We start from the raw sequence: 11,699 nt of genomic DNA on the forward strand, positions 1-11,699 counted from the left end.
TATTTATTATTAATTAGTATAAATAGATATATACTACTAATTTATATAATCTTTTCACTTAACATTTTGTTATACAAAAATCTTAAACATCTAATTACAATAAAATATAAATAAAAATATTATATTTTATTGTAATTAGAACAAATTGATATATAATATCAATTAAGAATAATTATTATTTATAATAATTATTCTTAATTAGATAAAAGGAGAATATTTTTATGAGAAAAAGTTTGTTTTTATATACATTATTAATGGGAGGATTGATGTCTTGTAATCTAGATTCCAAATTATCTAGTAATAAAGAACAAAAAAATAACAATAATGTAAAAGAGGTTTCGGATAGTGTTCAAGAAGATGGTCTTAATGATTTATATAATAATCAAAAAAAGCAAAAAAGCCTTACTAAAAATTTTGGAGAATTGAAATATGAGGATTTAATTAATCCTATAGAGCCTATAATACCTTCAGAATCACCAAAGAATAAGGTTAATATACCAAATAATATTTCAATTGCGCATACTCAAAAAAAAGAGATAAAAAGGGAGAATTTAATCCCTTCTACTAATGAAGAAAAGGAAGCTGATGAAGCAATTAAATATTTAGAAGAAAATATTCTTAAAAACTCTAAATTTTCTGAATTAATTAGAGAAGTACGTGTACTTAAAGATGAATATGCTTTAATAAAAGCTGATTTGTATGATGTAATTGAAAAGATTAACAATAAAAAAACATCATTAATGGAGAATCATAAGAACAATAGAGATAAGATAAATAAATTAACACAATTGTTGCAAAATAATTTAAAGATAGATAGTGAGCTTGAGAAGCTTATAAATATGATTGATATGGCAGAAAATGAAATAAGCTCTGCGGCTTTCTTTTTTGACAACGCTCAGAAAAGGTTAAAAGAAAGTATTATTAAAAGATTAGAGAGTAAAAATAATAGATCTTCTTATGCATTAAAATTGTCTAGACAGGCTTTAAGTGACGCAAAAAGTGCTTTAAGTAATTTAGAATCTTTTGCCTTTAAAAAAGCTGAACCAATGGTGAGAAAGGAAGAAATAAAAGAGCTTATTAAACATGCAAAAACTGTTTTAGAAAGTCTCAATAAAAAATAACAAAGAATATTCCACCTATAATTTCTATGGAATTTAGGTGGAAATAAATTTATATAATAATATAATATACAAACTAAATACTAATGAAATATAGCACCATTTTATCAATCTTATTATTCCTAATATATAGCGTTAATTTATTTAGTTTTCAAAATAAATTAACCACTTCTAACTGGGAATTCCCCAAAGAAGATATAATTAAAAAAAAAATAAAAATAGGTGTAATTTACCATAATTATATAAATCCTGTCTTTTATAATGAAAACTACAAATACATTGCATTTATCGGAATATTGACATCTTATAATGAGTGGATTGAAATACAATTTAGCCCTATAAATTTTTTTACTATCCCAATAAATAAAGATTTTATTTCAAATACTTATTTCAATTTAGTTTTCACTATCTACATCGCTAAATATTCAATTTTAGCTGATACGCTTACTATAAAATTCTTAATTGGAACCCAAGTTGATTTAACCTTAAGAACTACTATATTTATAGGAAAAACAACTAATGCATTTCTATATCCAATCCTTCCCCTAATTGCTTTTAAATTTGAAATTGATTTCACGCCTAATAACTATAGTATTTACTATAAATTATCAACTTCTTTTAAAGAATTTATTCTTTTAGATATAGGAATCTCTATATTTATGTCATAAGAAAATTTTAAACATTTTTCTTTTTTTTTTTAATTCAACAAAAGATTAGCAATTATTTAAAACACAAATTAACAAAGCTCAAAAACGAATATTTAAAACAATTTTACTAAGGAATAAGAACTATATTCATGCCTGAACTTAAAGACTTTTTAATAGCATTTTCAATATTAGAAAAACTTCTTGTAATTGCTCCCATATCATAAGAATCTGTCATCATAATACTAGCAATATTTAAATTTTCCCTTATAATATTAACAATACTTTTAGACATGCTAGTTATATCTTTAGAAATTTTAGGGACATTTACATGACCAATCATGATAAATTTAGCAGCTCTACCAAAAACAAATGGAACAAAATTATTTAGCATTAAAAAGCTTTTACTATAAGGCAAAAATGCCAAAAATTTATGTGTATCCATAGTTGTTCCTCCTAATCCAGGAAAATGTTTGATTGCCGAAAATACTCCATGATTCTGCATACCATCAATAAAGGCTTCTACCATAAGTCCAATATTATAAGCAGAATATCCTCCGAATGTTCTATTTAGCAAAGGAGTATGTGGTGCAAATTTCATGTCGGCAACTGGAGCCATATTTAAATTAATACCCAATCTACGCAATTGTTTAGCAAGAACTTCACCAATTTTATAAATAAGATGCAAATCTTTGACGCCCCCTACATGCTCCATGGCCGGAAAATTATAAACCCCCATTTTTTTATTTTCACTAGCTCTACTAACTATCCCCCCCTCTTCATCAATAGCAATAAAAATATCATGCCCAATATACCTCTTTATAGCACTAATTAATCCTCTTGCCTGCTCAGCATCTTTTAAATTTTCTCTAAATAAAATTATACCAATCGGATTAATCTTTTTTATTCTATTAATATCATCGGTATTAAGCCCTTGAACATTCTTAAAATTTGTTAAATTTCTAATCCCAATAAATAAGTTTCTATCTTTTAAAATAGTTTGAAAATTAAATTCACCCGAAAATTTAATCAAATCCACAAGATCTGATTTATCCTTATTAAAATATTCATAATCTATTTCTGGTAAAGATTCTATCGCAAATAAATTTAAACAAAAAAAGCTAAAAAATAAAAAAGATAAAGCTTTCAAAAAGTCCATTTATAGAGCCCACAAAGCAAGCCGTAATCTTTTGATAATAAATCAGAAAGAGCACTAAAATTCTTAGCAGCAGAATTATTGACCCCCTTCTTACAACAATCTTCACATCCATCTTCAAGATTACTATTAAGCAACATGTCAATAAATAACTTTGCAGGAAGAAATCTTTTATTTCTATCAACCGTTAAAATTAATGGATTTTCCATTAATTTTAACACTTCCCACGTTATTTGCTCAACCGAAATATATTTACCAATTTCTTTGTCTTGCTCTATAATTCTAATAGGCATTCTTTCTATTATTTCATCAATATTTTTTATCAAATACTCTAAATTAAAAAGCCCAGTTGCACAATTAAATAACAGCCTATTACCCTTATTTTCAAAATCTTGCACAATCTCTGAAGAAATCCCCCCACCAATATCAACACAAGTTAAACGATTTTCACTATTTACTGCCAATACCCCCCCCTTAAAATCTGCCTTGCTTTTAAAACTAAATTCAAACCCAGAAGAATAATTGGTCAAAGCCATTACAGCAAGTGCTTTAAAATTAATTGTAAAGCCTATATTATCAACATTGCCAATGTATATAAATCTTTTCCCAGATTCATAAAGCCTTAAATAAATATCTTTTAAAATTTTAAAATTTTGACCATGACCGGCAGGCAAAGCCAAAATAGAATTGCCATTTTTATTATCTTTGAGAGTAAAATATTGATAACTAGAGCTGTTCAGTTTTTCATAACAATAAACTAAAGGTTGTACAGCTGTAAAAATATCTTCTTTTTTAAAATTACAAAAATTTACACTTTTAATCAAATCATCCGCAAATAAATCATCCAAAAATTTTGAAATAAATTCATCCGTTTTACAACTAGTCATTTGAAATATTGAGGGCTTGATCCTTTTGCCACAACAAGATTCATATTTTTTAGAAGCCATTAAAAGATGTCTAATTTTCAAAGCCAAAAATGAGAATCCAAAACTACCGTTTTTATTAATATAAGCTGGAGTTATCCCCTTTGGAAATTCTCCAAATTTTTCTTTAAATTCAAGTATTTTAGATTCATATAGCACATATAAATCTTCATTTAATGCCCTATTTTTAGCTAAATCAAAATAACTTGTTGCAGAGCCCCCATTTAAGATTCCAAAAGAAAGATATGGGAAAAGCATTAATCCCAAATTTTCAAGATCACAAGAAGAAAAAATATAACAATCACCTTCTTCTAAGCGCAAAAATTTAGAAAAATCATGAAAATATTTTTTTAAATTATCTTCAACCAAACCTTTGTCAAACTTAAACCTCAAAATTTTATCCGAAATATTAAAAATATTTTCATGGCTATCGCAAGGAAAATACTTAATGGATTCAAAATCATTAATCCCTATCTCACCAGAATTAAGTTTTTCAAGTATCATTTCAGAAAAAATTTTATCAACTTTAAAATCCATCAGTTAAAACTAAAACCCTTAAAGAAAAGCTTATTTTAATATAAGCAAAAAAACAAATTTTTAAGTATAATAATATAAGCTATCTCATTGATATTATAGCAATAAGATAGCTATAATATCAATGAGATAGCTATTTATATGCTTAAACAATATTCACTGAACATGAAAAATTTTAAAAAAGCTTTTGATGAGATGATATTTTCTCCTTCAGGATTTAGAAAAATTTTTGCAAAATCAAAAAATGAAGATTCAATGGAAAATGAAATAAACAATGAAGATAAAGTGCTAATAGCACTAATAATCTTCACAATATCAAATTATTTTAAAGATGAATCCAAGCCCTGTATTGGATTAGGATTAGACTCAAGACCAACTGGCAACATTATTATAGAAATAACAATAAAAATATTAATAACAAACAAAGAAAAGATTAAGTTTTTTGGGATACTTCCAATAACTGAAATTTTAGCTTATATAAAAAACAGCAAAGATTCAAAGGGCTTCATTTACATCTCTGCAAGTCATAATCCAATAGGGTACAATGGGATAAAAATAGGCTTAAACGATGGTGGAGTACTAAATTCTGCAAAAGCTCATGAAATAATAAAACAAATTAAAAACAACAGCCAAAATGAAAAGCTAATAAACTATTTAATTAACGCTCTAAACAAATTTGATGAAGATAAATCCCATTTAGAGTATTATAATAAAACAATAAAATTGGAAAGAAAAAATAAAAACCAATCTTACGAAGCATATAAATCATTAATACATGAAATAGCATATGAAAACGATATTAACAATAAAAATATCGAAATTTTAAAGAAAAGAATACTAAAAAATCCAATTGGAATAATAGCAGAAATGAACGGAAGCTCTAGAATCAATTCAATAGATAAAGAATTGATAGAATCTTTGGGATTGAAAATAGAATTATATAATGACGAAATAGGCATTTTTAAGCATAATATTATTCCTGAAGGAAAATCTTTAAATGAATGTAAAAAGCTGCTACAAAATAAATATATACAAGACAATTCTTTTGAGCTAGGATACGTACCAGATTGTGATGGAGATAGGGGCAATCTGGTGTTTATAGATAAAGGCACAAACACTGCAAATATCATCGAAGCACAAAAAATATTTGCACTTGTAGTAATTTCAGAGCTTAGCTATCTTTATTACACAGGAATAAAAAATAATATAGCAATAGTAACCAATGATGCAACATCTCTAAATATTGAAAAAATTGCAAATTTTTTCAACGCAAAAGTTTATAGAGTAGAAGTTGGAGAAGCTAATCTAACAGAAATGGCAGATGATTTAAGAGCTCAGGGATTAATTGTAAAAATCTCAGGAGAAGGATCAAATGGGGGCTGTATAATCCATTCTTCAAGGGTAAGAGACCCAATTACTACTCTACTTAGTATCGTAAAATTATTAAAAATGAAAGAACTTTACCAAATATGGTGCAAATTATCTAAAAACTACTATAAAGAAAAGTACGACTTAAAAGATATTTTAAATACAACAAATTTTTATAGCAATGTAATAGTATCATCCAAGAAAGCTAATTTAACAAATCTCAAAATAGAAAATCAAGAAATTTTAAAAAGCAATTATGAAAATCTATTGATTAAAGAGATAAAAAGCAATAAGTTATTTCAAGAATTATCAATAACTGACTATGAAATCATTAACTATGAAGGCAAAAGGCAATCTAAGATTAGAACAGGAGATTCCTCGGGAGGATTAAAGGTATTGTTAAAAACTAATAAAGAAATTGTTGCAACCTTATGGATGAGAATTTCAAAGACAGAACCAGTAACAAGAGTACTCAGCGAAGTTATTTATGCAAAAAGAAATATTTTGTTCAAGCTACTAGAATTTAACAAAAGACTAATAAAAAAGGCAAATCTACCTAATAATTAACATTGTTTGATTTAAATAATAAGTTAATCACCAATATAAGTTTAGCATAAAATCAATAATTTTCATTCTTCATTTTTTAATTTTTTCTTAGCACTATATTTTATTCCATTCCAAGTTTTTGAAAGTCCTATTAAATCCTTAACATCTTTTACTACTTTATTTGCAACAAACCTTGCCTTGCTCGTACCATCAAAAATAATTTCATCAATGTAATCTTTTTTTTTGGCTTCATAAAAACTTCTTTTATCCCTTATTGGTTTTAAAAAGCTATTCAAAGCTAAAAACAATTTTTTCTTAACCTCAACATCACCTACTTTACCCTTCTTATACCTAATTTTAAGATCTTCAACTTCTTCATGATTACTATTAAAAATACCGTGATAAATAAAAACAGGATTACCCTCAACATTACCAGGAATATCTGCCCTTATTCTATTTGGATCTGTATACATAGACATAATTTTTTTTTCTAACAAATTTTCATCATCGTTTAAAAAAATTGCATTATTAAGACTCTTACTCATTTTATTTTTGCCGTAAATACCCACCAAAGGACGAGAATCTGTGAAAACAGATTCGGGTATTGGGAAAAAATTATTTTCGTACAAATAGTTAAACTTTCTTGCAAGTTCTCTTGCAAATTCAATATGAGATTCATTATCACGCCCAACAGGAACTAAATTTGCTTTTGTCATTAAAATATCTGCGCTCATAAGAACAGGATATCCTAAAAGACCATAAGGAATCTCTTTAAGTCCCGCCGCAATGCTCATATCTTTTATACTTGGAATCCTTTGCAAGCGCGCAACAGTAACAAGCATTGAAAATATTAAATAAAGCTCAAAGAGCTCTGGTATAGCTGATTGCAGATATATGCTAACCTTATCAGGATTAATCCCACAAGCAAGATAATCTAAAACCATTTCTCTAACATTATAAGGTATTGTATTGATGCTCTTCAAATCAGGCTTTGTAGTCAAAGTGTGTAAATCGGCTATAATAAAATATGTTTCATACTCTTCTTGAAATTTCAACCGATTTACTACAGATCCTACATAGTGCCCCAAATGAAGAGAACCAGTGGGCCTATCTCCCGTAAGCATAACCTTTCTTTTCAAAATCAAATCTCCTTACCTTTGCGAGAAACATGGCTAATATTATTTAAAATCTCAGAACCACCTAGAAATACAGAAAAAGACTTTAACCAACTTACATTGTCAACTATTACCTTTACAATCACAGTAAAAGGATAAGCTATTAAAAGACCCACAATACCCCAAAGCCATCCCCAAAAAAACAAAAAACATAAAAGCAAAAATGGTGAAATATCAAGTCTTTTCCCCTGCATTTTTGGCTCAAGAATATTTCCAATCAACATTTGAATAGAAGTATTATATATAAAAATATAAAGCACTATATTTAAATTTGGATAAAATTGAATTAAAGATGTTATTACAATAAAAAACACAGCTAATATAGACCCAATGCTAGGAATAAAATTGAAAACAAAAGTAAGAACTGCCCAGACAAGAGGAAAGTCTTGCCCAAATAAGGTTAATCCAATAAACACCAAAATGCCTGTTAAGCAACTCACAAGAATTTTTATCCCCAAATATTTGCCAATTTGATTATTAATCGTATCTAGGGCCCCAATAAATCTAGTAGATACTGGCTTTTTAAAAGCTTTATCAAGCTTCATTCCAAAAACATGTATTTCTGAAAGCAAAAAATATAACAACAAAAAGACTACTACTAAGCTGCTTGTAAATCCAATAATTTCATTAGAAGCTCTTGTTAGAAACGGATATATATAACCAGAGAAATTCATACTATTAATAACAGAACTATCAACCTTATATCTACTAAGCACATCTTTCATAATAAATGCCAATTGATTTTGATAGTAGGGCAATTGCTTCATTAAAACAGTAACGCTGTAATAAACAAAACTAAAAATTAAATAAGAAAAAGAAAATAATAAAAAGAATATAATAAAAACTATTAAAAATTTTGGAACTTTTAATCTTGCTAAAAAAGTATAAACAGGATAAACCAAAAATCCTAATACTATGGAAATAGCCAAAGGTTTAAATACGGCTTCTGCTATTTTAAAAGCCCCAATAAATATTAAAACTATAACAATACAATAAAAAACAGATTCTACTTTCCAGGGCCTTAACCCTTGATTTGTATTTAAATCTTCAAGCATATTCCTCTCTTTTCGTTTTTTTGCTTTTATTAACCAAACAAAAGTAAATTAAATAGATTACACGTTCAAGCAAATTTTCTCCATTATCCAATTATACAATTTAGTGCCCTTACTATAATTGGCCTCAGCAAAATCTCCCACTCTATTCTCATAAAACAATTTTTTTGCATTTTTATCATTTCCATGATACACTGTCAAGGTATTTCTACAATGTTTCAGAATATTATTTAAGATTTCAAATGCTGGAATATCGCTAAATCCATCTGCAATGTAAAATATATTTTTAAAAGGAATTTGTCTTTTACTCTTTGGTATTCTTTCATTAATCTTCTCATAAGAACCTTTATTGATTTCAAAAATAACTCTAGTTTTTATTGTATGATCTACAAAGTAACAAACACTGCTTAAAATCTTATTTTTAGAAAATTTATCATCTCTGAGTTCGTAAAAAGGCATCAAATAAGAATCTATAAACTCACATGCCCACACTTTGCTTACATAAGGCGCAATTTTGCTTCCCAAAATCATTTGTCTAAACCCACTTGAAACAATGTAAATTTTAACCTGCGAATTATTATTTTCCAGCTTCTTATTTATTTCAGCTATCTCATCAAATAAACCAATAACCCCTTCAAAAAATCTTAATTTAGCACCCAAATTAAACAATACTCTATTATCCAGACTTTTAAAAACCCCCTCCCTTACGTAGGTTAAAAAATGGGATAAATATATCATTTCATTAGAAATTATATTATAACCGTTTTGCCTATAAACATGCTCTAAACCTTCAACTTCTCTCCAAAAGGAACAAGAATCAACACAATACTCATCAAACAGTACTTGCTGCATATTACCATAAATAAGAGTATTATCAAAATCAAATATTAAAGCTATAATATTTTCTCTTTCATTCATAAATTCAAAAACAATTTAATTTAATAATTACAAACTGTGCTTATTTATATATTTTATATTATACTAATATAGGTTAATAAGTACAGTGTTTTCACATTGAGTAGAAAATTTATGATGGACATAAATGATTTAAATCAAATAAAAGATACTTTTTCAAGAATTTTAGATCTAAGCTTAATTAGTATACTAGTATACTACATATACAAAAACGTAATCAATTCTTATTCTACAAATCTATTAAAAGGAATGTTGATCATCATCTCTATAGGAATTATCTCATATTATTTAAATCTCCATACCATTAGTTGGCTGTTAAATTATATAGCCAATATATTACCAATAGCAATAGTTATGCTTTTTCATCAAGAAATAAAGAAAATAATAATGCAAATTGGAAATTTCAATTTAGCTTTTAAGCTTTCAAATAAAAAAGAAGAAACTTTAAAAGTTATTTCTGAAATCCTAAAAGCAGTTAAACACCTGTCTGAAAACAAATCTGGCAGCCTGATATGCATTGAAAAAAAAATACAGTTAGAGCAAATAATAAACAAAGGAACTAAAATTGATGCGCTAATATCTAGTGAACTACTAATATCACTATTTGAGCGCGAAACTCCTCTTCACGACGGAGCTGTAATAATTAGTAAAAATAAATTAAAATATGCAGGTTCATTTTTACCATTATCTAATGTTGATTCTATTAGCAAAGCATTTGGAACAAGGCATAGAGCAGGACTTGGAATTTCTGAAAATTCTGATGCAATAACAATAATAACCTCCGAAGAGACAGGATCTATTTCTATTACAATTAATGCAAAATTGGAATACAATTTAAGCTTAAGCGAAATTAGAAATAAGTTAAATCTCGCGTTAATAGAGTAAAATAATGAAAATAGGCAAAAAAATAATAAATATAATAAAGTTACTATTTGATGATTGGCAAAACAAAGCCATTTCTATTTTAATAGCTATTTTAATGTTTGTAGCATTTAATTTCAATAAAATAGAATCAATAACAACTGAAAAAGAATTCAAAATTATTTTGAATGATCAAATAGCTCTTGGAAAAATGCCAGACTTTAGCAAAGTTAAGATTACAATAAAAGTTAACAAAGATGACTTAAAATACCTTGATCTTAATAAAATAATATTATTTATTGAAGCATCAAAAATAAAAATTCCTGGAAAATACAAGCTACCAATAAAAATAAAAAATCTTAACTCAATACACATCGCAGAATATAAACTTTCAAAAACAAATGTATTGCTAAATCTTGATAACAAAATCTCTAAATTAGTTAAAATAGAGCCCAAGTTTAAACTTATAGAAAAAGATGGAAAGGGAGAATATTTTATTGCAAAATACAATATATTGCCAGAACATTTATTAGTATATGGGCCTGAACAAGAACTTAAAAAAATAAACACTATTCAAACCAACGTAAAAGAGTTTGATACAAGAACTCTATTTGTATCGGATTATCTTGAAGTAGTTCCTCCAAATCCTCTAGTTATGTTTGAAAAAAGCCATGTGGTAATCAATATTTATTTAAACAAAAAATATTCAAACACAACAATAAAATCTCCTAATTTTATTGTTAATAATCTAAAAAATGGGCTTGAGATTAAAGATAAAGAAAAAATAATAAACCCAGAAAACAAAATGTTTGTAAAAATAAAAACAAGGCTTTCTGAAAAACAAATTAAAACCCATATAAACAATCAAAATATAAGCCTTGCTTTTGATTTAGCAAATATAAAAACTCCCGGGATTTATAACATTGCCACAAATATAATTCTTAAAGAGACTATCAATGAAACAGAAATATATGATTATGAACCAAAAAAAATAAAACTAGAAATAATTGAAAGCTCAGAGATCAAACCATGAAGTCAATAGGATGTGATATAATAAAAGTAGAAAGATTTAAAAATTTTTTAGAAAATAAAAAAAAAATGGAGAGGTTCTTTACACATAAAGAAATTGAAAATTTTAAATTAAAAGGGGGCAGCATTATAGAAAGCTTAGCTGGAAAATTTGCAGCTAAAGAATCTTTAATTAAAGCATTAAGTCCACTGTTGCAATATAAAATACATTACAGCCTTAAAGATATCGAGGTAATAAAATCTTTAAAAGGAAATGCAGAGTTTTGTTTGCATAATGAAATTGAAAAAATTGCAATAAAAATGAATTTAAAGCTATACCTAACAATATCCCATGAAAAGGAGTATGCTATTGCATTTGTAATGGTAGAAAATTAATTC

The 11,699-nt window shown here is 26.8% G+C and carries 11 protein-coding genes; 6 read left to right on the forward strand and 5 right to left on the reverse strand.

Annotation, left to right across the window (positions count from 1 at the left end; translation table 11 throughout):
• Window positions 1-221: 221 nt before the first annotated feature.
• Both Bmayo_RS00005 and Bmayo_RS00010 read left to right on the forward strand, forming a co-directional pair.
• Complete coding sequence (locus tag Bmayo_RS00005) at window positions 222-1,121, forward strand: P12 family lipoprotein (RefSeq protein WP_075551737.1); 900 nt, start codon at window positions 222-224, stop codon at window positions 1,119-1,121.
• Window positions 1,122-1,204: 83 nt separating this feature from the next.
• Complete coding sequence (locus Bmayo_RS00010; protein WP_075551738.1) at window positions 1,205-1,786, forward strand: hypothetical protein; 582 nt, start codon at window positions 1,205-1,207, stop codon at window positions 1,784-1,786.
• Window positions 1,787-1,892: 106 nt separating this feature from the next.
• On the opposite strand, the gene Bmayo_RS00015 is transcribed toward Bmayo_RS00010, so the two are convergent.
• Entirely contained in the window at window positions 1,893-2,921 is a 1,029-nt protein-coding gene (locus tag Bmayo_RS00015) for a glycoside hydrolase family 3 N-terminal domain-containing protein (protein ID WP_075551739.1), read from the reverse strand.
• Window positions 2,909-4,378: a UTP--glucose-1-phosphate uridylyltransferase gene (locus tag Bmayo_RS00020; RefSeq protein WP_075551740.1), complete on the reverse strand. Its 1,470-nt coding sequence runs from the start codon at window positions 4,376-4,378 to the stop codon at window positions 2,909-2,911. Before Bmayo_RS00020 ends, Bmayo_RS00015 begins: the two co-directional genes overlap by 13 nt.
• A 138-nt stretch (window positions 4,379-4,516) precedes the next feature.
• Between Bmayo_RS00020 and Bmayo_RS00025 the strand changes: the two genes are divergently transcribed.
• Complete coding sequence (locus tag Bmayo_RS00025; RefSeq protein ID WP_075551741.1) at window positions 4,517-6,310, forward strand: phosphoglucomutase; 1,794 nt, start codon at window positions 4,517-4,519, stop codon at window positions 6,308-6,310.
• A gap of 62 nt (window positions 6,311-6,372) precedes the next feature.
• On the opposite strand, the gene trpS is transcribed toward Bmayo_RS00025, so the two are convergent.
• Genes trpS through Bmayo_RS00040 form a run of 3 tightly spaced genes read right to left on the reverse strand, consistent with a single transcriptional unit; the run spans window position 6,373 to window position 9,434 of the window.
• Window positions 6,373-7,428, reverse strand: a complete 1,056-nt coding sequence (gene trpS, locus Bmayo_RS00030; RefSeq protein ID WP_075551742.1) for a tryptophan--tRNA ligase — start codon at window positions 7,426-7,428, stop codon at window positions 6,373-6,375.
• A 2-nt stretch (window positions 7,429-7,430) separates the two neighbouring features.
• Entirely contained in the window at window positions 7,431-8,519 is a 1,089-nt protein-coding gene (locus tag Bmayo_RS00035) for an AI-2E family transporter (protein WP_075551743.1), read from the reverse strand.
• Window positions 8,520-8,576: 57 nt separating this feature from the next.
• Window positions 8,577-9,434 (reverse strand): HAD family hydrolase, encoded by an 858-nt coding sequence (locus Bmayo_RS00040; RefSeq protein WP_075551744.1) that lies wholly within the window; start codon window positions 9,432-9,434, stop codon window positions 8,577-8,579.
• A gap of 111 nt (window positions 9,435-9,545) precedes the next feature.
• Between Bmayo_RS00040 and cdaA the strand changes: the two genes are divergently transcribed.
• The 3 genes from cdaA to Bmayo_RS00055 are packed head-to-tail and all read left to right on the forward strand — an operon-like array spanning window position 9,546 to window position 11,696.
• Window positions 9,546-10,316 carry a diadenylate cyclase CdaA gene (gene cdaA, locus Bmayo_RS00045; RefSeq protein WP_075551745.1) on the forward strand — a complete coding sequence of 257 codons (771 nt, stop codon included), beginning with the start codon at window positions 9,546-9,548 and terminating at the stop codon, window positions 10,314-10,316.
• A 4-nt stretch (window positions 10,317-10,320) separates the two neighbouring features.
• Window positions 10,321-11,325 (forward strand): CdaR family protein, encoded by a 1,005-nt coding sequence (locus Bmayo_RS00050; RefSeq protein WP_075551746.1) that lies wholly within the window; start codon window positions 10,321-10,323, stop codon window positions 11,323-11,325.
• A complete protein-coding gene (locus Bmayo_RS00055; RefSeq protein WP_075551747.1) occupies window positions 11,322-11,696 on the forward strand; it encodes a holo-ACP synthase in 375 nt (124 codons plus the stop codon). The genes Bmayo_RS00050 and Bmayo_RS00055 overlap by 4 nt, the downstream gene beginning before the upstream one ends.
• Window positions 11,697-11,699 lie beyond the last annotated feature (3 nt).

Source organism: Borreliella mayonii (assembly GCF_001945665.1).
Taxonomy (GTDB): Bacteria; Spirochaetota; Spirochaetia; order Borreliales; family Borreliaceae; genus Borreliella; species Borreliella mayonii.

Excerpts from the sequence above, each read along its gene's own strand:
- Bmayo_RS00005 (WP_075551737.1), top strand. The coding sequence starts at position 222 with ATGAGAAAAAGTTTGTTTTTATATACATTATTAATGGGAGGATTGATG.
- Bmayo_RS00010 (WP_075551738.1), top strand. The coding sequence starts at position 1,205 with ATGAAATATAGCACCATTTTATCAATCTTATTATTCCTAATATATAGC.
- Bmayo_RS00015 (WP_075551739.1), bottom strand. The coding sequence starts at position 2,921 with ATGGACTTTTTGAAAGCTTTATCTTTTTTATTTTTTAGCTTTTTTTGT.
- Bmayo_RS00020 (WP_075551740.1), bottom strand. The coding sequence starts at position 4,378 with ATGGATTTTAAAGTTGATAAAATTTTTTCTGAAATGATACTTGAAAAA.
- Bmayo_RS00025 (WP_075551741.1), top strand. The coding sequence starts at position 4,517 with ATGCTTAAACAATATTCACTGAACATGAAAAATTTTAAAAAAGCTTTT.
- Bmayo_RS00035 (WP_075551743.1), bottom strand. The coding sequence starts at position 8,519 with ATGCTTGAAGATTTAAATACAAATCAAGGGTTAAGGCCCTGGAAAGTA.
- Bmayo_RS00040 (WP_075551744.1), bottom strand. The coding sequence starts at position 9,434 with ATGAATGAAAGAGAAAATATTATAGCTTTAATATTTGATTTTGATAAT.
- cdaA (WP_075551745.1), top strand. The coding sequence starts at position 9,546 with ATGATGGACATAAATGATTTAAATCAAATAAAAGATACTTTTTCAAGA.
- Bmayo_RS00050 (WP_075551746.1), top strand. The coding sequence starts at position 10,321 with ATGAAAATAGGCAAAAAAATAATAAATATAATAAAGTTACTATTTGAT.
- Bmayo_RS00055 (WP_075551747.1), top strand. The coding sequence starts at position 11,322 with ATGAAGTCAATAGGATGTGATATAATAAAAGTAGAAAGATTTAAAAAT.